The 19761-nt window shown below is 62.1% G+C and carries 17 protein-coding genes; 8 read left to right on the top strand and 9 right to left on the bottom strand.

Going from position 1 to position 19761, the window contains the following annotated elements:
- The 5 genes from AB4Z11_RS02880 to AB4Z11_RS02860 all read left to right on the top strand — a co-directional run.
- The coding region (locus AB4Z11_RS02880; RefSeq protein WP_442022699.1) for an HdaA/DnaA family protein at window positions 1-375 on the top strand (375 nt) is incomplete at its 5' end.
- Window positions 372-1043: an HAD family hydrolase gene (locus tag AB4Z11_RS02875; protein WP_442022698.1), complete on the top strand. Its 672-nt coding sequence runs from the start codon at window positions 372-374 to the stop codon at window positions 1041-1043. The genes AB4Z11_RS02880 and AB4Z11_RS02875, both read left to right, overlap by 4 nt.
- Entirely contained in the window at window positions 1036-2565 is a 1530-nt protein-coding gene (gene pcnB, locus AB4Z11_RS02870; protein ID WP_442022697.1) for a polynucleotide adenylyltransferase PcnB, read from the top strand. The genes AB4Z11_RS02875 and pcnB overlap by 8 nt, the downstream gene beginning before the upstream one ends.
- Before the next feature lie 29 nt (window positions 2566-2594).
- Entirely contained in the window at window positions 2595-3077 is a 483-nt protein-coding gene (folK, locus tag AB4Z11_RS02865) for a 2-amino-4-hydroxy-6-hydroxymethyldihydropteridine diphosphokinase (protein ID WP_442022696.1), read from the top strand.
- Complete coding sequence (locus AB4Z11_RS02860) at window positions 3074-3409, top strand: DMT family protein (RefSeq protein ID WP_442022695.1); 336 nt, start codon at window positions 3074-3076, stop codon at window positions 3407-3409. Before folK ends, AB4Z11_RS02860 begins: the two co-directional genes overlap by 4 nt.
- On the opposite strand, the gene AB4Z11_RS02855 is transcribed toward AB4Z11_RS02860, so the two are convergent.
- Window positions 3410-4258 (bottom strand): alpha/beta fold hydrolase, encoded by an 849-nt coding sequence (locus AB4Z11_RS02855; protein ID WP_442022694.1) that lies wholly within the window; start codon window positions 4256-4258, stop codon window positions 3410-3412.
- Between the two features lie 89 nt (window positions 4259-4347).
- Here AB4Z11_RS02855 and AB4Z11_RS02850 point away from each other — a divergent pair, with 89 nt between their 5' ends.
- Together AB4Z11_RS02850 and panB are read left to right on the top strand one after the other, a co-directional pair.
- Window positions 4348-5199 carry a LysR family transcriptional regulator gene (locus tag AB4Z11_RS02850; protein ID WP_442022693.1) on the top strand — a complete coding sequence of 284 codons (852 nt, stop codon included), beginning with the start codon at window positions 4348-4350 and terminating at the stop codon, window positions 5197-5199.
- A gap of 53 nt (window positions 5200-5252) precedes the next feature.
- Entirely contained in the window at window positions 5253-6140 is an 888-nt protein-coding gene (gene panB / locus AB4Z11_RS02845; RefSeq protein WP_442022692.1) for a 3-methyl-2-oxobutanoate hydroxymethyltransferase, read from the top strand.
- Window positions 6141-6213: 73 nt separating this feature from the next.
- On the opposite strand, the gene AB4Z11_RS02840 is transcribed toward panB, so the two are convergent.
- From AB4Z11_RS02840 to AB4Z11_RS02825, 4 genes are read right to left on the bottom strand one after another with little or no spacing between them, the layout of a single operon-like run.
- Window positions 6214-7698 carry an aldehyde dehydrogenase gene (locus AB4Z11_RS02840; RefSeq protein WP_442022691.1) on the bottom strand — a complete coding sequence of 495 codons (1485 nt, stop codon included), beginning with the start codon at window positions 7696-7698 and terminating at the stop codon, window positions 6214-6216.
- Between the two features lie 2 nt (window positions 7699-7700).
- Window positions 7701-9086, bottom strand: a complete 1386-nt coding sequence (locus AB4Z11_RS02835; protein WP_442022690.1) for an aspartate aminotransferase family protein — start codon at window positions 9084-9086, stop codon at window positions 7701-7703.
- Window positions 9087-9098: 12 nt separating this feature from the next.
- Window positions 9099-10469 carry a glutamine synthetase family protein gene (locus tag AB4Z11_RS02830; protein ID WP_442022689.1) on the bottom strand — a complete coding sequence of 457 codons (1371 nt, stop codon included), beginning with the start codon at window positions 10467-10469 and terminating at the stop codon, window positions 9099-9101.
- Between the two features lie 51 nt (window positions 10470-10520).
- Entirely contained in the window at window positions 10521-11315 is a 795-nt protein-coding gene (locus AB4Z11_RS02825; protein ID WP_442022688.1) for a gamma-glutamyl-gamma-aminobutyrate hydrolase family protein, read from the bottom strand.
- Between the two features lie 101 nt (window positions 11316-11416).
- On the opposite strand from AB4Z11_RS02825, the gene gabD reads away from it, so the two are divergent.
- On the top strand, window positions 11417-12877 hold the full coding sequence (gabD, locus tag AB4Z11_RS02820; protein WP_442022687.1) for an NADP-dependent succinate-semialdehyde dehydrogenase: 1461 nt from the start codon (window positions 11417-11419) through the stop codon (window positions 12875-12877).
- Here the strand turns inward: gabD and AB4Z11_RS02815 are convergent.
- The 4 genes from AB4Z11_RS02815 to nirB are packed head-to-tail and all read right to left on the bottom strand — an operon-like array spanning window position 12874 to window position 19711.
- Entirely contained in the window at window positions 12874-15579 is a 2706-nt protein-coding gene (locus AB4Z11_RS02815) for a molybdopterin-dependent oxidoreductase (RefSeq protein ID WP_442022686.1), read from the bottom strand. The genes gabD and AB4Z11_RS02815 overlap by 4 nt on opposite strands.
- Window positions 15580-15583: 4 nt before the next feature.
- The gene (locus tag AB4Z11_RS02810) at window positions 15584-16798 is read right to left on the bottom strand and encodes an NAD(P)/FAD-dependent oxidoreductase (RefSeq protein WP_442022685.1); all 1215 of its coding nucleotides are present in this window, start codon (window positions 16796-16798) and stop codon (window positions 15584-15586) included.
- Entirely contained in the window at window positions 16795-17145 is a 351-nt protein-coding gene (gene nirD, locus AB4Z11_RS02805; protein WP_442022684.1) for a nitrite reductase small subunit NirD, read from the bottom strand. Before nirD ends, AB4Z11_RS02810 begins: the two co-directional genes overlap by 4 nt.
- Before the next feature lie 37 nt (window positions 17146-17182).
- Window positions 17183-19711 carry a nitrite reductase large subunit NirB gene (nirB, locus tag AB4Z11_RS02800; protein WP_442022683.1) on the bottom strand — a complete coding sequence of 843 codons (2529 nt, stop codon included), beginning with the start codon at window positions 19709-19711 and terminating at the stop codon, window positions 17183-17185.
- Between the last annotated feature and the right edge of the window lie 50 nt (window positions 19712-19761).

Genomic DNA, 19761 nt, shown 5'->3' with positions numbered 1-19761 from the left:
GCCCAGATCGACGCCTTCGCCCTGTTCAACGAGATCCGCGCCAACAACGCCTTCATGGTGTGCAGCGGCGATGTGGCCCCGGCCGTGCTGCCGGTGCGCGAGGATCTGCGAACCCGCATGGGCTGGGGCCTGATCTACCAGATCCATGGTCTGACCGATGAGGAAAAGGTGGCCGCGCTGAGCCAGGCCGCCGCCGCCCGTGGTTTGACCTTGTCTCCCGGCGTGTTACCCTACTTGCTGTCCCATTTTCAGCGTGACATGCGTTCGCTGTCTTCGATGCTGGACTCGCTCGACCAGTATTCCCTGGAAACCCAACGACCAATTACCCTGCCGCTGCTGCGCGAATGGCTGCAAGCGGAAGCGAAAGAAGAATGAAGCTCGCCCTCTTTGACCTCGACCACACCCTGCTCCCCATCGACTCCGACTACGAATGGGGCAAGTTCCTGTGCAAACTGGGCGTGGTGGACGTCGCCGAATTCCGCCGCCGCAATGACGAATTCTTCGCCCAATATCAGGCCGGTACGCTGGACCCCGTCGAATACCTTGAGTTCTCCCTCGGCACCCTGGCTAAATTCGAGCCGCAGCGCCTGGCCGAACTTCAGCAGCAGTTCATGCAGGAAGTGGTGATGCCGAACGTCCTGCCTGCCGCCCGCGCCATTTTGCAGAAACACCTGGAAGCCGGCGACCTGGTTGCCATCGTTACCGCTACCAACCACTTCGTGACGGCGCCCATCGCCAAAGCCTTCGGTGTGGAGCATCTGATTGCCGCCATGCCCGAACGCGATGCCGAGGGCCGCATCACCGGCAAGCTGCTTGGTACGCCAACCCAGGGCGAGGGCAAGATCGTGCACACCAAGGCCTGGCTGGAAAAGATGGGACATACGCTGGACAGCTTCGAGAGCGTGCATTTCTACAGCGATTCGCACAACGACTTGCCGCTGCTCTCGATCGTCAGCCACCCGATTGCGACCAACCCCAACGCCACCCTGAGCGCACACGCCGCGGCAAAAGGCTGGGAACTACTCCATCTGTTCAATGATTAAGAAATTCATCCGAAAAATCCTGGGCGTCAAAGGCAAGGCCGGACGCAATACCAGCGAGCCCGAAGTCATGGGACCGAAAGACCACGGCATCGATCCGAAGCTGCTGTCGTCGAACGCCGTCCGTGTCACCAGCACCTTGCAGGAGGCAGGATTCCAGGCCTTCGTGGTTGGCGGCGCCGTGCGCGACCTGCTGCTGGGCGTGAAGCCGAAAGATTTCGACATCGCCACCAACGCTACGCCGGAGCAGGTCAAGCGCCTGTTCCGCCGCGCCTTCATCATCGGCAAGCGCTTCCAGATCGTGCACGTCATGTTCGGTCAGGACCTGCTGGAAGTAACCACCTTCCGCGGCACGGCCATGGATAACGCGCCGCGCGACGAGCATGGCCGCGTCCTGCGCGACAACACCTTCGGCAGCCAGGCGGAAGACGCGGCGCGCCGCGACTTCACTATCAACGCCATGTACTACAACCCGGCCACGCAGGAAGTGCTGGACTATCACGGCGGTATTGAAGACATCCGCGCCAAGACCCTGCGCATCATCGGCCAGCCGGAAGCGCGTTACCGCGAAGACCCGGTACGCATGCTGCGCGTGGTGCGTTTCGCCGCCAAGCTGAAATTCGATATCGAGCCGACCACTGCCGAACCGATTTCGGTGATGGCGCCGCTGATCAACAACGTGCCTGCCGCACGCGTGTTCGACGAGATGCTGAAGCTGCTGATGTCCGGCCAGGCGCTGGCCTGCCTGCAGCAGCTGCGCAAGGAAGGCCTGCATCATGGCCTGCTGCCGATGCTGGACGTGGTGCTGGAGCAGCCGCTGGGCACCAAGTTCGTCACGCTGGCACTGGACGCCACCGACCGCCGCATCCTGGCCGGCAAGACTGTGTCGCCCGGCTTCCTGTTCGCCTCCCTGCTGTGGCACCAGGTGCTGGAGAAGTGGCAGGCCTACCAGGCCGCCGGCGAATTCCCGATCCCTGCCCTGCATCTGGCAGCGGACGAAGTGCTGGAATCGCAGACCGAAAAACTGGCCCTGCAGCGCAAGATCGGTTCCGACATGCGCGACATCTGGGCCATGCAGCCGCGCTTCGAGCGCCGCAACGGCAAGAACCCATACAAGCTGCTGGAGCACCTGCGCTTCCGCGCGGGCTACGACTTCCTGCTGCTGCGCTGCGCATCCGGCGAGATCGACAAGGAACTGGGCGACTGGTGGACGGCCTTCTATGAGGGCGATGAGATCATGCGCGCGGAGCTGGTGTCGACCGCTGGCAGCGGCGGTGGCGGCGCGAAGCGCAAGCGTCCACCACGCCGTGGCACGCGCCACAAGGACGCGGCCGAAGGTCAGGAAGCAGAACACGAAAGCGCCGACGATGCAGCGCACGCTGAAGCGCGCGAAGCCGTGGCCGACGAAGGCGAGGACGAGTTCGACATGCCGGCCAGCGAAGAGAATGGCGCGCCGAAGCGCCGCCGTCGCCGTCCCCGCCGCGGCAAGCGTGGCGGCGGCAGCAACGAACCAGCCGCCGCGTAGGGCGGATCAACGATCCGCCTAGATCCGCCATGAACACCACCGCCTACATCGGCATCGGCGCCAATCTTGGCGACGCCCGCGCCAATGTGGAAGACGCCATCAATATGCTGCGCCAGCTGCCCGGCAGTACGCTGGCCGGCGTCTCCAGCCTGTACCTTACGGCGCCCATCGATTCCAGCGGAGACGACTACATCAATGCCGTCGCCCGTCTGCAAACCGCGCTGGAACCGGAAGCCCTGCTGCGCGCGCTGCAGGACATCGAACAAGCGCATGGCCGCCTGCGCCCTTACTACAACGCTCCGCGCACGCTGGACATGGACCTGCTGCTATACGGCGACCAGCTAATCAGCAGCCCCACGCTGACCGTGCCCCACCCGCGCCTGCACGAACGCGCCTTCGTCCTGGTGCCCCTGCTGGAAGTGGATGCGGCAGTCAAGCTACCGGGCCTGGGCAAAGCCGCCGACTACCTGCCGCGCGTTGCCGGCCAGACCATCACCAAGCTCCCGTCATGACTACATTCCTGCTGCTCTCCCTCTCGAACATCTTCATGACGATTGCCTGGTACTGGCATTTGAAGGGCGGCATGCACAAGCCGCTGTTTCAGGTCATCCTGATCAGCTGGGTCATCGCATTTGTGGAATACTGTCTGGCCGTCCCCGCCAACCGCTTCGGCTTCGCCAGTGGCTGGAGCGCCGGTCAGCTGAAAGTCACGCAGGAAGCCATCGCCCTGATCGTGTTCGGCATCTTCATGGTGACCGTGCTGGGCGAACCTGTGAGCTGGCGCCACGCGGGCGCCTTCGTCTGCATCATGGGCGCGGTGGGCTTCCTCTTCGTCGGCAAATAATCAGCCCAGGAAAGCCTGGAGCAGGCGGTTGAACGCCGCCGGGTGCGTAACATTCATGCCATGCGAAGCGCCGGCAATGGTGTGGGTCTGGGCGTCGCCGATCCACTCCGCGAGCCGCTCTACGTTATCGTGATACATGCGTGGGCTTTTCTGCCCAGCGACCAGCAAGGTCCGGCATTTCACATCAGCTGCTGCTTCACGCGAATAGGCAGGCAAGGGATCGCGGAACTGCTTTGGCAGCGTGGAGGCGTTATCGAGCGCCATGGTGCGGAACCCGGCAGGGCTCCTGCGCCAGATGCCGGGCAGGCTGACCGAGTCGACGAACAGCTCAAGTCCCGCCTCAATGGCACGGTTTTCAATCAGCGCGGAGACTTCCGCGCGCAGGATCTCGGTTTCAGACGGCAGAGAAGCCTGCACGGCGCCATCGATTTGCAGCGGGCCACCCGGATCTGCCAGCGTAAGCGATTTAACAAGTTGCGGATACTCGCGCGCCAGCTGGAACGCGACGCATCCGCCGCGCGAATGGCCCACCAGATGCACCGGCCCGACATCCATCGCGGCGATGAACTCCGCCAGTTCCGCCACATGGTTCTTCCAGCTGAATTCTCCCAGCGCGCGGCCGTCGCCACCTGGCCAGTAATGGCCAAGGCTCATCGAAACGCAGTAGAAATCTTTTGCGAGAACAGCAATCTGGCTGTTCCAGTAACGGAAGTCGCACAGCGAGCCGTGCACGAAGAACAGCGGCTCTCCCGCTCCGCTGGCCACATAGGGCACACGGATGCCGGATGCCAGTGTGGCAAAGTCCAGTTCCGGCGATGCGAAGATTGATGGATCGGTGCGTGCGTTCATGATTCGGCTCCTTTCCGATACTATGCCTGACGTGTTAGCCTAAGAAAATCGCATAATACTGAACGTTTCTATCTGTTTTTCTGATACTTATGAAAGCACTCGACCTGGATGTGCTGGCCATGATGGTGGCCGTAGCCGATACCGGCAACATCAGCCGCGCGGCGGAAGTCGTGCATCGTTCGCAATCGGCCGTGAGCATGCAGATCAAGACGCTCGAAACGGCGCTGGGCAAGCCGCTGTTCGTGCGCAGGCCGCGCAGCGTCACGCCGACCCAGGATGGCGAGGTTCTGCTGACCTACGCACGGCGTATGCTGGCGCTGCGCGACGAAGCGTGGGCCGCCGTGGTCCGTCCCGACATCACGGGCCGCGTAGTCATTGGCGTACCCGACGACTATGCCTATTCCCTGCTGCCGCCAATCCTGAAGAAGTTTTCCGCCACTTACCCGAAGGTGCAAATTCAGGTGGTGGGACTTCCGAGCGTGGCGCTGGCGCCGATGGTCAAAGATGGCTCGGTGGACCTGGTCTGCGCCACGCGCGTGAAGGGTCTTTCGGGAGAGTTCATCCGCTTCGAGCCGATGGTCTGGGCCGCAACGCCGAGCGCAAAAGATATCTGGAAAGAGCGTCCGCTGCCGATTGCCGTCTTCCTGCCGGGCAGCGTGGCGCGCGAAAACGCGATCCGCAGCCTGGAGAAGGCAAAGATCCCGTATCGCACGTCCTACGAAAGCCCCAGCCTGATGGGCTTACTCAGCATGGTGGAAGCGGGGCTCGCCGTGGCGCCGCTGGCGCGCTGCGCCGTTCCCAGTCATCTGGCCCTGCTCGGCCAGGCGCAGGGCCTTCCCGAAATCGATGCGCTGGAAGTGATCCTCGCGCGCAGCAATACGTCGAATCGGCCGCCATGCGACTTCCTTGCCGAAAAAATCATGTCGGAATTGCGGCGCTGACAAGCAGTTGAAATAAGCGCTTACAATACGCTTTTTTATTTCGAGGACATACCATGTCTGGTTATTTGCAAGGGAACGATATGGCTGGTTCGGCTCCGGCGCCTGCGCTGGGCGCCAGCGGCACGCCCGCTCCGACGAAGGCGGTGCCGACCAAGGCCGTGACGATTCCGTCGCTGAACGCGCTGCGCGCGGCCGGCGAAAAGATCACCATGCTGACCTGCTAYGACGCGAGCTTCGCTTCGCTGATGGACAGCTGCGGCGTGGAAGTCCTGCTGATCGGCGACTCGCTGGGCATGGTGTGCAACGGCCACTCGTCCACGCTGCCGGTGACCGTGCAGGAAGTGGCGTATCACACGGCGGCTGTCGCCCGTGGCGCCAAGTCGGCCATGATCGTCGCCGATATGCCTTTTGGTTCGTACGGCTCGCCACAGCAAGCGTTCGACAACGCGGTCAAGCTGATGCAGGCCGGCGCGCATATGGTGAAGATCGAAGGCGGCGCCTGGGTTGCCGATACCGTGCGCTTCCTGGTGGATCGTTCCGTTCCGGTTTGCGCTCACCTGGGCCTGACCCCGCAGTCCGTGCATTCGCTGGGCGGCTACAAGGTGCAGGGCAAGACCGTGGAAAGCGCCGAGCTGCTGAAGGCGGACGCGCTGAAACTGCAAGCTTCCGGCGCTTCGCTGCTGGTGCTGGAGGCGATTCCGACTGCACTGGGCAAGGAGACTACTGAGCTGCTGGCGATTCCGACCATCGGCATCGGCGCGGGTCCGGACTGCTCCGGCCAGGTGCTGGTGATGCACGATATGCTGGGCGTGTTCCCGGGCCGCAAAGCGCGCTTCGTGAAGAACTTCATGGACGGCCAGACCACGATCGCGGCAGCGATCAGCGCCTACGTTGCGGCCGTGAAGAACGGCGGCTTCCCGGCGCTGGAACATTGCTTCTAAACAGGCACGGCGGATCGAAGATCGCCGTAGGGCGGGTCATTGACCCGCCGTTGCCACCTGACCGGCGACAACCTCAAATCTGAATCCAGGTCGTTTTCAGCTCGGTGTACTTGTCGAAGGCATGCAGCGATTTATCGCGGCCATTGCCTGATTGCTTGTAGCCGCCGAACGGCACGGTGATGTCGTCGCCATCGTACTGGTTGACGTGCACCGTGCCCGCCTTCAAAGCGCGGGCGGTTTTCACAGCCTTGCTCAAATCCGCAGTCCACACCGCCGCATGCAGGCCGTAGCTCGTGGCATTCGCCTGCTTCACCGCTTCATCCAGATCGGTAAAACCCAGCACGGACAGCACCGGTCCGAAAATCTCCTCCTGCGCAATCTTCATGCTGTTGTTGACGCGGTCGAACAGCGTTGGCTCGACGTAGAAGCCGCCGGTGCTGGCGCGCGCCGCATTGCCGCCAGCCAGCAGCTTGGCGCCTTCCGCCTTGCCGGATTCGATATAACCCATGACGGTTTTCATTTGCGTCGCATCGACAATCGCGCCCATCACCGTCTTCTCGTCCAGCGGATCGCCCGGCGCATAGTTCGGCACCATCTTCAGCGCCCGCGCCAGGAACTCTTCGCGAATCGATTCCTCAACGAACAGGCGTGACGGTGCGTTGCAGCTTTCGCCCTGGTTGAAGTAGATCGAACCAATAGCCGCCGACACCGCCGCGTCCAGATCCTGGCAATCGGCGCAAACGATATTGGCCGACTTGCCGCCCAATTCAGTCCAGGCCCGTTTTAAATTCGATTGCCCCGCCATCTGCACGATCTGCTTGCCAGTGCGCGTGGAGCCGGTGAAGCCGATGCAGTCCACATCCATATGCTGGGCCAGCGCGGCTCCCGCCTCATTGCCGAATCCCGGCAGCACATTCAATACACCGTGCGGAATGCCCGCTTCCATCGCCAGCTCGGCCATGCGCAACGCGGTCAGCGGCGATTTCTCCGATGGCTTGAGTACCACGCTATTCCCCGCCGCCAGTGCAGGCGCGATCTTCCATGCGGCCATCAGCATCGGGTAATTCCAGGGAACGATAGCCGCCACTACGCCCACAGGCTCACGCGTGATGAGCGCCAGACTGTTGGCGGGCGTGGGCGCGATCTCGCCGTAGATCTTGTCGATCGCTTCGCCATACCAGCGGATGCAGTTTGCGGCCAGGGGCACATCCACGGACAGGCTGTATTTGATTGGCTTGCCCATGTCCAGCGTTTCGAGCAGGGCTAGCTCCTCGATGTTTTGCATCATCAACTCGCCAAAGCGCATCAGGATCTTCTTGCGCTGCGCAGGGGCTTTGCGCGCCCAGCGCCCGTCCTCAAACGCGATGCGCGCTTTCGACACGGCCAGGTCAACATCCGAGCTGTCGCAGCGCGCAACCTGGGCAAGATAGCGTCCGTCGATCGGCGACAAGTTGTCGAACTTGCGGCCGGACACCGCCCAGCTGCGCTCACCATTGACGAAGGCGCGGCCATCGATACTCAGGCGAATGGCGCGATCGGCCCAGTTGATCTTCTCCATGCTCACTCCTTGATCCAGCCGAGCTGTTTGAATTCTTTATACGTCAGATCGAGGCAATGACGAATCAGCTCCACCATTTCGTCGATCTGCGGCCGCGTCATCACCAGCGGCGGCGCGATAATCATGCGGTCGCCCACGGCACGCATGATCATGCCGTTATCGAACATATGCTTGCGGCAAACCATGCCCGCGCTCAGCGCCGGATCGAACCACTCATGCTGGTGAACGGTGGCTCCCTTCTTGCGCACCAGATTCAGGCCAGCCACCAAGCCGCAGCTGTTGGCATAACCGACCACCGGATGGCTGCTCAGCGAGCCGAAACGGTCCGCCAGATAAGGTCCCGTGTCGTCCGCCACGCGCTGCACCAGATGTTCTTCTTCGACGATGCGGATCGACTCCAGTGCCGCCGCACAGGCCACCGGATGGCCGGAGTAGGTGAACCCATGATTGAATTCGCCGCCCTGCTCCACCAGCACTTTCGCGACGCGGTCGCCCACCAGCACACCGCCCAGCGGCACATAGCCCGAGGTCACGCCTTTGGCAAACGTGATCAGGTCCGGCTTGATGCCAAACAGTTCGGATGCAAACATGCGGCCCGTGCGGCCAAAGCCCGTAATCACCTCGTCCGCGATCAGCAGGATGCCGTATTTGTCGCAGATACGCTGGATCTCCGGCCAGTAGGTACGCGGAGGAATCACCACGCCCCCCGCGCCTTGAATCGGCTCGCCAATGAAGGCGCCGACGCGATCAGCGCCCAGTTCGAGGATCTTCTGCTCCAGCCAGGCCGCCGCGTGAATGCCGAATTGGTCCTCCGTCATGCCTTTACCAGCCGATACGTAATCCGGCTGGCCGATATGCACGATGCCCGGAATCGGTAATCCGCCCTGTGCGTGCATGCCGTCCATGCCGCCCAGCGACGCGCCGGCCATCGTACTGCCGTGATAGGCGTTGTGGCGGCTGATGATGATGTCGCGCTTCGGTTGCCCCATCAAATCCCAATAGCGGCGCACCATGCGCACATTGGTGTCGTTCGCCTCCGAGCCCGATCCGGTAAAGAACACGTGCTGAAAACCCGGCGGCGCAATCTCGGCAAGCTTGCAGGCCAGGGTCACGGCCGGCATATTGGTCGTGTTGAAGAAGCTGTTATAGAAAGGCAGCGTCTCCATCTGCTCATACACCGCCTTGGCAATGCTGGTGCGGCCGTACCCCACGTTCACGCACCACAGGCCGGACATGCCATCCAGGATTTTCTTGCCTTCAGAATCCCAAAGATAAATGCCGTCGCCGCGCACGATCACGCGCGCCCCCTTCTCGCCCAGCGCCTTGTGATCGGTGAAGGGATGCATATAGTGGGCGTGGTCCTTGGCCTGAATTTCAGCAGTTTCCATATCGCCCCCTTATCAAACGTGCAGCAGCAGGTGCTCGCGTTCCCATGGACTGATCACCGTCATGAACTCCTGGTGTTCCAGATCCTTGATCGCGGCATAGACATCGATGAAGCGCTCGCCCAATACGGCATGCAGCTTGGGCTCAGCGCGCAAGGCTTTCAGCGCTTCCGGCAAGCCTTGCGGCAGCTCGTACTTCATGTCGTAAGCGCTGCCGGTGGTGATGGGTGAGGGCTCCAGATGCTCGGTCATACCGAGATAGCCGCAGGCCAGAGTGACCGCCAGCGCCAGATACGGATTCGCATCGGCGCCGATGATGCGGTTCTCCACACGCCGGTCCTGCACRCTCGATTCCGGCACACGGAAGCCCACGGTGCGGTTGTCCATGCCCCACTGGATATTGATCGGCGCCGCCGTGTGGCGTACCAGACGCCGGTATGAGTTCACATATGGCGCAACGATGGCCATCGCGGAAGGCATGTAGTGCTGCAGGCCTCCAATGTATTGCTTGAACAGCGGCGACGGGGAACCGTCCTCATTGCTGAAGATATTCCAGCCCGTCTTTGCATCGACAACGCTCTGGTGGATATGCATCGCCGATCCCGGCTCGCCCGCCATCGGCTTGGCCATGAAGGTGGCGTACATATGATGCTTCAGCGCCGCTTCACGCAAGGTGCGCTTGAAGAAGAACACCTTGTCCGCAAGGCCCAGTGGCTCACCGTGCAGGAAATTGATCTCCATTTGTCCCGCACCGATTTCGTGAATCAGCGTTTCGACGTCGAGGCCCATCATGTCGCAGTAGTCGTAGATGTCCTCAAACAGCGGGTCGAATTCATTGACCGCGTCGATGCTGTAGACCTGGCGGCTGGTTTCGGCGCGGCCGCTGCGGCCAATCGGCGCCTTCAGCGGCAGATCGGGATCGGAGTTCTTGTCGGTCAGGTAGAACTCCAGTTCCGGCGCCACGATGGGCTTCCAGCCTTTTTCTTCATACAGCTTCAGCACGCGGCGCAGCACCGTACGCGGCGCAAAATCGACCAGGCGGCCATCGGAGAAGTAGCAATCGTGGATCACCTGCGCTGTAGGGTCGGCAGCCCAAGGCACCATCGTAATCGTGGTGGGATCGGCCTTCAGGATCATGTCGCGGTCGATCGACGATATCGCGCGGTCGTAGGCGTCGTCTTCCTGCGGCGTATTGCCCGTCACGGTCATGCCGAGCACCGCCTCCGGGATGCGCATGCCCCGTTCTTCCGTGAATTTGCCGCGCGGAAGAATCTTGCCGCGTGCGACACCGGTCAGGTCCGGCACCAGACATTCGATCTCCGTGACTCGTTTTTCATTGAGCCACTCATCCATGTCCGTGTATGTAAAGTTCTCGCGAATTGCCATAGCTTCCTCTCTAAAGTCATTTTGAAATTCTGGACTTACGCTGAGAAGACGCTAGGGGATACGGTCCCGGTGCACGCGGCAGGCCAGCCCGAATGCGCTGAACAATTTCATGGAGACAGCACTATCGGCAACACGCCATTCCGGATGCCATTGCACCGCAAGCGTGAAACCGGGCGCGGTGGAAATTGAGTAGGCTTCGATCAATCCGTCATCGGACCGCGCTTCCACTTGCAGGCCTGGCGCCGGCTTGTCGATGCCTTGCCCGTGCAGGGAGTTCACTTTGATTTCGTTATCGCCGTCGAGAATATGATGCAGCCGCCCCCCCTTTTCGAGGTTGACCCGATGTGCCGGCGCATATTGCTGCTCCAGCGACTGGAATTTGTTTTCACGATGATCAAACAGGCCATCCACCTGATGCAGCGCCTGATGCAATGTGCCGCCAAGCGCCACGTTCACTTCCTGGAAGCCGCGGCAAATCGCGAACAGCGGAATGCCTCTGTCTATGGCAGCGCGGATCAGCGGAATGGTCGTCGCATCGCGCGCCGCATCGAGCGGCAGCGATGGATCAAGCAGGTCCTGGCCATACAGGCTGGCGTGCACATTGGAAGGCGCACCGGTCAGCATCAGACCATCGGCTATCTTGAGTAGCGATTCGATGTCTGTATTGTCGGCCAGTGGCGGCACGAGCAGCGGCTGGCAGCGCGCACCCACAACGACCGCATCAACATATTTGTTTTGAGCGGCATAGTAGGGATGCGAGCCAATCTGGTGGCTGCAAGCGGGGACCAGTACGATGGGGCGGCGCATATTAATTAGTGTGATCTTAATATTTTGCAGTTTGATCATATGCTCAAATTGAAACATTCGCAACCGCGCGCCTCGGATCGTGCTCAGGGCACGATATTGACGTTCTCGCTATACTGGTGGGATTCACAAAAGGGGGCGACATGCTGACATTGAAAGATCCCACCCTGCTGCGACAGCAGGCCTACATTAATGGCCAATGGTGCGACGCCGATAATGGCGAAACCATTGCCGTCACCAATCCCGCCACTGGCGAAAAAATCGGCACCGTGCCGCGCATGGGCGAAGCGGAAACGCGCCGCGCCATTGAAGCCGCGAATGCCGCATGGCCGGCCTGGCGCAAGAAGACCGCGAAGGAACGTGCGGCCATCATGCGCAAGTGGAATGATCTGATGCTCGAAAACGCCGACGACCTGGCGTTGCTGATGACGGCCGAGCAAGGCAAACCGCTGGCCGAGTCCAAGGGCGAGATTACTTACGCGGCATCATTCATCGAATGGTTCGGCGAAGAAGCCAAGCGCATTGCCGGCGAAACGCTGCAGTCGCCATGGCCTGACCGCCGCATCGTTGTCACGCGCGAGCCGATTGGCGTGAGCGCCGCCATCACGCCGTGGAACTTCCCTTCTGCGATGATCACACGCAAGGCTGGTCCTGCGCTCGCCGCGGGCTGCCCGATGGTGCTGAAACCCGCGGAGCTGACGCCCTTCTCGGCGCTGGCGTTGGCCGTGCTGGCCGAACGCGCGGGCATTCCGCCTGGTGTGTTCAGCGTTGTCACGGGTGATCCCAAAGCCATCGGCAAGGAGATGACCGCCAACCCAATCGTGCGCAAACTGAGCTYCACCGGTTCCACTGCGGTGGGACGGCTGCTGATGGAGCAGTCTGCGCCAACGATCAAAAAGCTGTCGCTGGAACTGGGCGGCAATGCACCCTTCATCGTGTTCGACGATGCCGATCTGGACGCGGCGGTAGAAGGCGCAATCGCATCGAAGTACCGCAATACCGGCCAGACTTGCGTGTGCGCGAACCGCATCTATGTGCAGGACGGTATCTACGATGCTTTTGCGAAGAAGCTGGTGGAGGCTGTCGGTAAGCTGAAAGTCGGCAATGGCGTCGATCCGGGTGTGACGCAAGGTCCGCTGATCGAAGAGAAGGCCGTCAAGAAAGTCGAAGAGCACATTGCCGATGCGCTGGGCAAAGGCGCGCGGCTGCTGCTGGGCGGGAAACGCCATGAACTGGGCCATACCTTCTTCCAGCCGACCATTCTGGCGGATGTGCATTCGGATATGGAGCTGGCGCGCGAAGAGACGTTTGGTCCGCTGGCGCCGCTGTTCCGCTTCAAGACCGACGAGGAAGCGGTCACCCTGGCCAATTCCACCGAGTTTGGTCTGGCCGCCTACTTCTACTCGCGCGACATCGGCCGTATCTGGCGCGTTGCGGAAGGACTGGAAAGCGGCATGGTCGGCGTGAATACGGGCCTGATCTCGAACGAAATCGCGCCCTTCGGCGGCGTGAAGCAATCGGGCATCGGCCGCGAAGGCTCCACGCATGGCATGGACGATTACCTCGTCATCAAATACATCTGCATGGGGGGCATCGACCGCTAAGCTTCAGCCGTTGCGCGGGTGACCAGCAGAATCTGCTTGATCTCCGGCACGCAGGACCCGCAGTTGCCCCCTGCTTTCACGCAGGCGGTGACTTCGGCGGCGGTTTTCAGATCCTTGTCGCGGATCGCGTTGCAGATGGTGTTGCGGCCAACACCGAAGCAGGAGCACACCGTGGGACCGGCGTCGGCGCCCTTTTCGATCGCGCGGCCCGCCAGCGCACCTGCGCGGTCAGCCACGGTCAGTTGCTCCATCGCGAACAGGCTCGCAAGCCAGTTGCGCGCTGGCAGATCCGTGCGCGGGGAGATGAAGATGCATTGCGCGATACGGTCGTCGACCAGATGCACGGCGCGATACACGCCTTCGCTCTTGTCGGCGTATTCCAGCCAGTCGGCATCGTCATCGCTCACGCCAAGCAGCGCGCGGGCCCAGTGACCGAAATCTTCGATCGCATTGCGGCCAGCCAGTTCGTAGCGGGAGAAGTCTTTGCCCTGCGCGCGCGTCCAGTAGGCCATGCTGTCCAGGTTCAGCTCCGTGCGGCTGAGTACAAAGCCATGCCATTTCACGGGGAAGCGGTCGATACGCACCGGTGTGTGTTTGAATTCGGGCTCGCCGGAGATCGGATCGACCACGGGATTCACCAGCGCACCGACACGGGCGTCCGATGCCGTCTGGTCGTTCCAGTGAATCGGCACGAAAGCGCTGCCACGTGCGATACCGCCACCGTGACGTACACGCGCAATCATCGCGCCCCATTTGCTCGATACGCGGGCCAACTCGCCTTCCTTCACGCCGCATAGCAGCGCATCCTGCGGATGAATGTCGACGAAGGACTCGGGGATGTGGTCGGCCAGTTTCGGCGCGCGCCCGGTGCGGGTCATGGTGTGCCAGTGGTCGCGCACGCGGCCGGTGTTCAGCACGATAGGAAATTCTTCTTCCGGCGCATTCGCCGGCGCGCGCGGCGGCGTCGGCACGAAGCGCGCCTTGCCGTCGGGGTGCGAGAAGCGGCCGTCGGCAAATACACGTGCTGGCGCAGCGCGGCCGGGCACTACGGCGGCTGCTGGCCATTGCGTCGGAGGCAGACCATCGTAGCCCGCGGCGTCCAGCGCCGCGAGGCCGCCGATGTTGAAAGCGCGCGGCAGATCGCGCTCATTGTTGCGCCACGCACTCAAGGCGGCATGCTCGATGAAGATCTCGCGCGCGCTCGTGTACGCGAAGCCTTGGTAGCCCAGGCGCTGTGCGAATTGCGAAAGGATCTGCCAGTCGGGGCGAGCTTCGCCCGGTGCTGGCAGGAAGGCGCGCTGGCGGGAGATACGGCGTTCAGAATTGGTGACCGTGCCATCCTTTTCGCCCCAGGCCAGCGCGGGCAGCAGCACGTGGGCATGCGTGTTGGTGTCCGTCGCCAGCACCACGTCGGAGGAAATCACCAGCTCGCACTTCGATAAGGCGCGGCGTACCTGATCGGCGTTCGGCAGGCTGACCACAGGGTTCGTCGCGATCACCCATACCGCTTTCACACGGCCGCTTTCGATGGCGCTGAACAGATCCACCGCTTTCAGGCCAGGCGCGGAGGCGATGTTCGGCGAGCGCCAGAACGTCTGCACGGCATCGCGGTGTTCGCTTTTGTCGAGGTCAAGGTGCGCGGCCAGCATATTCGCCAGCCCTCCGACTTCGCGGCCGCCCATCGCGTTCGGCTGGCCGGTAATCGAGAACGGCCCCATGCCCGGCTTGCCGATACGGCCGCCGATCAGGTGGCAGTTGATGATGCTGTTGACCTTGTCCGTACCGGCGCCGGACTGGTTCACGCCCATCGAAAAACCGGTAATCACTTTCGCCGTCGCAGCGAAAGCTTCGTAGAAAGACATCAGATCCGCCAGATTCACACGGCACGCTTTCGCCACTTCTTCCGGCGTCAGCGAAGCGGCGGCCAGTGCGTCGGCCAGGCCGCTGGTGTGTTCGGCCACAAATTCCGGATCAGCGGCGCCGATGCGCGACAGATAGCTCAGCAGGCCATTGAACAGCCATACATCCGTGCCCGGCTTGACCGGGAGATGCAGATCGGCCAGTTCGCAGGTCGCGGTGCGGCGCGGGTCGATCACCACGATCTTCATTTCAGGACGCGCTTCTTTGGCCCGCGTCAGGCGCTGGAACAGGATCGGATGGCACCACGCGAGGTTGGAGCCGACCAGCACGACCATGTCGGCCAGTTCGAGATCATCGTAATTGACTGGCACCACATCTTCGCCAAATGCACGCTTGTGCCCTGCCACGGCGGAGGACATGCACAGGCGCGAGTTGGTGTCGATATTGGCCGTGCCGACATAGCCTTTCATCAGCTTGTTGGCGACGTAGTAATCTTCCGTCAGCAGCTGGCCGGATACGTATAAGGCCACGGAATCCGGGCCATGCTCATCCACGATCGCCTGCCATTTCGCGGCCACGTGATCAAGCGCCTCATCCCAGCCGGCCTGACGCAGCGCGCCATCGGCGCCGCGCATCATTGGATGCAGCAGACGGCCTTCCAGCCCGATCGTCTCGCCCAGTGCCGAGCCTTTCACGCACAGGCGGCCTGCATTGGCCGGATGCGCCGTATCGCCGGCGATGTCGAAACCGCCATCCGTGCGTGGCGTCGCCTTCACGCCGCAGCCAACGCCGCAATAGGCACAGGTAGTGCTGACCGACAGGTGTTCCTGGGAGAGATTCATGATGTCACGCAGCCTGGGCGCAAAGCGCCTCGCCAAACAAGAGGTGAGCGCGCATCGACGAAATGTCGGTGCGCTTCTGGATCAGGTCAAAGTACCAGGGGCCGTCCTGCACGTCGCCGTACAGCACCGCACCGGCGATGCGGTTGCCGTTCAGGACCAGGCGCTTGTACACGCCGCGTCGCGGATCGCGCAGTACGAGGTCTTCGCTGCCTTCGCCGCCAATGAAATCGCCGACCGAGTACAGGTCCACGCCGGTGACCTTCAGCCGTGTCGGCGATGCCTGTTGCACGTAGCGGCGATGGCCTGCGCCGGCAAGATGCGCGCCGCATACACGGGCCTGATCCCAGATCGGAGCAACGAGGCCGAAGGTCGCGCTACGGTGCTGCACGCACTCGCCCACGGCATACACGCGCGGGTCGTAGGTTTGCAACGTGTCGTCAACCACGATGGCGCGTTCGCAGTGCAGGCCTGCCGATTTCGCCAGCGCTATGTTGGGGCGCACGCCGGCTGTCATCACCACCAGATCGGCAGGGATTTCGCTGCCATCAGCGAACCGCACCGCGGTCACGCGATCCGGACCAATGATCCCGGTGGTTTGCGCGCCCAGCATGAAACGCAGGCCTTTGGCTTCCAGCGCCTTCTGCAGCAGCTGGGCGGCGGGCTTGTCGAGCTGCTGGTTCATCAGCGCGTCGGTGACGTGAACGACCGTTACGTCCATGCCCTGCCGCTGCAGGCCGTTGGCCGCTTCGAGGCCCWGCAGGCCGCCGCCGATAACGACAGCATGCTTGTGGTTGCGGGCGGCTTGCAGCATGTCTTCCACGTCCTGAATATCGCGGAAGGCCAGCACGCCGGGCAGCTCATGGCCAGGCACAGGAATGATGAACGGCTTGGAGCCGGTGGCGATCAGCAGGCGGTCGTAACGCACTTCGAGGCCGGAGCGCGCACGCACCAGGCGGCGCTTGCGGTCGATCTGCTCGACCGGGTCGCCCGCATGCAGCGTGATGCCGTTCTGCTGATACCACTCGCGGGTATGCAGCATGATGTCGTCCACCGTCTTTTCGCCCGCCAATACTGGCGAGAGAAGGATGCGGTTGTAGTTGCCGTGCGGTTCAGCGCCGAAGACCGTGATGTCGTACAGGTCAGGAGCCAGCTTGAGCAGCTCCTCGACCGTTCGCATCCCGGCCATGCCATTGCCGACGACGACCAGCGACGGCTTCATGCCCCGACCCAGACCTTTCCGCCATCGATGCGTGCAGGCCAGGTCGGCACGGAATGCTCCGGCGCTTCCAGGCATTCGCCCGTTTGCAGGTCGAAGTGGTGTTTGAAGATGGGCGACGCAACGACGATGCGCTCGCCCAGATTGCCGATCAGGCCACGCGACAGCACGGACGCTTCGGAATTCGGATCGTAATTGCCGATCGCGAAAACACGGGGCGCATCGCCGTCGTGCAGGTGGAACACAGCCACCTGCTCGCCGTTCAGCAGTGCGCAAACGCCGGTGTTAGGGACGATGTCATCGAGGCCGCAAACAGCGGTCCAGTTGCCGGTTTGGATGTCACGGTGCATTTTGGCTCTCCTTGGTTCGGCGGATCAATGATCCGCCCTACGCTACGACTTTGATTGGAATACGTTTTCGTTCCTCTACGGTGGCGGGACGGATCTGGCCGCGCTCCTCCATGAAGACAACGTTGCTGTCCTTGTCCGGGCTGTTGACGAAGTGGCGGAAGCGCGCGCGGGTTTCCGGATTCGTAACGGCTTCCTTCCACTCACAGGCATAGTTGTCGATTACGCGTTGCATGTCTTCTTCCATTTCAGCGTTCACGCCCAGCTTGTCGTTGATGACGACTTCCTTCAGGTAGTCCAGGCCACCTTCCAGATTCTCGCGCCAGGTGCTGGTGCGCTGCAGGCGATCAGCGGTGCGGCTGTAGAACATCAGGAAGCGGTCCACATACTTGACCAGCGTGTCCTTGTCCAGGTCCGAAGCCAGCAGCTCGGCATGGCGTGGCTTCATGCCGCCATTGCCGCACACGTACAGGTTCCAGCCTTTTTCGGTGGCGATGATGCCCACGTCCTTGCCCTGCGCTTCCGCGCACTCGCGGGTGCAGCCGGACACGCCGAACTTGATCTTGTGCGGCGTGCGCAAGCCTTTGTAGCGGTTCTCCAGTTCGATCGCCAGGCCGACGGAGTCGCCTACGCCGTAGCGGCACCAGGTCGAGCCGACGCAGGACTTCACGGTACGCAGGGATTTGCCGTAAGCGTGGCCGGTTTCGAAGCCGGCCGCGATCAGTTCTTCCCAGATCAGCGGCAGCTCTTCGACACGTGCGCCAAACAGGTCGACGCGCTGGCCGCCGGTGATCTTGGTGTACAGGCCGTATTTTTTGGCGACCATGCCGACAGCGATCAGGCCTTCCGGCGTCACTTCACCGCCCGGCATACGCGGCACCACGGAATAGGTACCATCCTTCTGAATATTGCCAAGGAAGTAGTCGTTCGAATCCTGCAGGCCGGCGTGCTCCTTCTTCAGCACGAAGTCGTTCCAGCAGGTGGCGAAGATGCTGGCCGCGAGCGGCTTGCAGACATCGCAGCCCAGGCCTTTGCCGTGGCGCGCGATCAGGTCTTCAAAAGTCTTGATCTGGCCAACGCGGATCAGGTGGAACAGTTCCTGGCGCGAGTGCGGGAAGTGTTCGCAGACGTGATTGTTCACGTCCATGCCCAGCTTCTTCATCTCGGCCTTCATGATCTGGGTCACCAGCGGCACACAGCCGCCGCAGGAAGTGCCGGCGCCRCAGCACTTCTTCAGCGCGCCGATGCTGGTGTTACCCGCTGCGACCGCGTCGCAAATCTGCCCTTTGGACACGTCGTTGCAGGAGCAGATTTGTGCCGATGCCGGCAAGGCATCCACACCGATACCCGGCTTTGCTGCGCCATCGGATTGCGGCAGGATCAGGAATTCCGGCGCTTCAGGCAGCTCGATCCGGTTCAGCATCATCTGCAGCAGCGTGCCGTATTCGGATGCGTCGCCAATCATCACGCCGCCCAGCAGGTATTTGCCGCAGTCGGAGACAACAATCTTCTTGTAAACCTGCTTGCGCTCATCGGTGAACTGATAGCTGCGGCAGCCTTCTGCCTTGGCATGCGGATCGCCGATGCTGGCGACATCCACGCCCATCAGCTTCAGTTTGGTGCTCATGTCGGCGCCGCTGAATTCAGCACTGGCGCCGCCCAGCATGTGTTTGGCGGCCACCCGGGCCATGTCGTAGCCCGGCGCAACCAGGCCGTAGATCATGCCATTCCACAGCGCGCATTCGCCGATGGCGTACACATTCGGGTCCGAGGTCAGGCACTGATTATTGATCGCGATACCGCCGCGTGGACCGACTTCCAGGCCGCACTCGCGCGCCAGCATGTCGCGTGGACGGATGCCTGCCGAGAAAACGATCATGTCGGTGTCCAGATGGCTGCCATCCGAGAAGTTCATGCGGTGCGTGCCATCTTCGCCGGCGGTGATCGCCAGCGTGTTCTTGCCCGTGTGGACGGTCACGCCCAGGTCCTCGATCTTGCTGCGCAGGACGCGCCCACCACCATCGTCAACCTGCACCGCCATCAGGCGCGGAGCAAATTCGACCACGTGCGTTTCGAGGTCCATATCGCGTAGCGCCTTGGCGCACTCCAGGCCAAGCAGGCCGCCGCCGATCACTACGCCGGTCCTGGCGCGCTTGCCGCATTCCAGCATGGCTTCCAGGTCTTCGATGGTACGGTAGACGAAGCAGTCCTTACGGTCCTTGCCCTCAACCGGCGGCACGAAGGGGAAGGAGCCTGTCGCCATCACCAGCTTGTCATACGACAGAACTTCGCCGGTGTTGACGGTGACTTCGCGTGCGGCGAGATCGATGGAGGTAGCGCGGGCATTCAGGCGCAGCACGATGTCGTCGCGCTCGAAGAAGCCCGGCTTTACCAGCGACAGGTCGTCCGCGCTTTTGCCGGAAAAGAATTCGGACAGGTGCACTCGGTCGTAGGCGGGACGCGGCTCTTCGCACAGCACGGTGACTTCCAGCCCGGTCGCGCCGGAATCCGCCAGCGATTCGAGGAATTTATGGCCAACCATGCCGTGGCCGATAACGACGATCTTCATACTGCTGCTCCTGCGAGTGCGTGTTCTTTGTTGGTGGCCGAACTGAAGCG

It is taken from the genome of Pseudoduganella sp. RAF53_2, assembly GCF_052113985.1.
Lineage (GTDB): Bacteria > Pseudomonadota > Gammaproteobacteria > Burkholderiales > Burkholderiaceae_D > Rugamonas.
This window is presented reverse-complemented; position numbering and strand designations above follow the sequence as displayed.

Coding starts and splice junctions, on each gene's coding strand:
- folK (WP_442022696.1), top strand. CDS start 2,595: ATGAACACCACCGCCTACATCGGCATCGGCGCCAATCTTGGCGACGCC.
- pcnB (WP_442022697.1), top strand. CDS start 1,036: ATGATTAAGAAATTCATCCGAAAAATCCTGGGCGTCAAAGGCAAGGCC.
- AB4Z11_RS02875 (WP_442022698.1), top strand. CDS start 372: ATGAAGCTCGCCCTCTTTGACCTCGACCACACCCTGCTCCCCATCGAC.
- AB4Z11_RS02825 (WP_442022688.1), bottom strand. CDS start 11,315: ATGATCAAACTGCAAAATATTAAGATCACACTAATTAATATGCGCCGC.
- AB4Z11_RS02855 (WP_442022694.1), bottom strand. CDS start 4,258: ATGAACGCACGCACCGATCCATCAATCTTCGCATCGCCGGAACTGGAC.
- AB4Z11_RS02850 (WP_442022693.1), top strand. CDS start 4,348: ATGAAAGCACTCGACCTGGATGTGCTGGCCATGATGGTGGCCGTAGCC.
- AB4Z11_RS02835 (WP_442022690.1), bottom strand. CDS start 9,086: ATGGAAACTGCTGAAATTCAGGCCAAGGACCACGCCCACTATATGCAT.
- AB4Z11_RS02860 (WP_442022695.1), top strand. CDS start 3,074: ATGACTACATTCCTGCTGCTCTCCCTCTCGAACATCTTCATGACGATT.
- nirD (WP_442022684.1), bottom strand. CDS start 17,145: ATGCACCGTGACATCCAAACCGGCAACTGGACCGCTGTTTGCGGCCTC.
- AB4Z11_RS02840 (WP_442022691.1), bottom strand. CDS start 7,698: ATGGAGAAGATCAACTGGGCCGATCGCGCCATTCGCCTGAGTATCGAT.
- AB4Z11_RS02815 (WP_442022686.1), bottom strand. CDS start 15,579: ATGAATCTCTCCCAGGAACACCTGTCGGTCAGCACTACCTGTGCCTAT.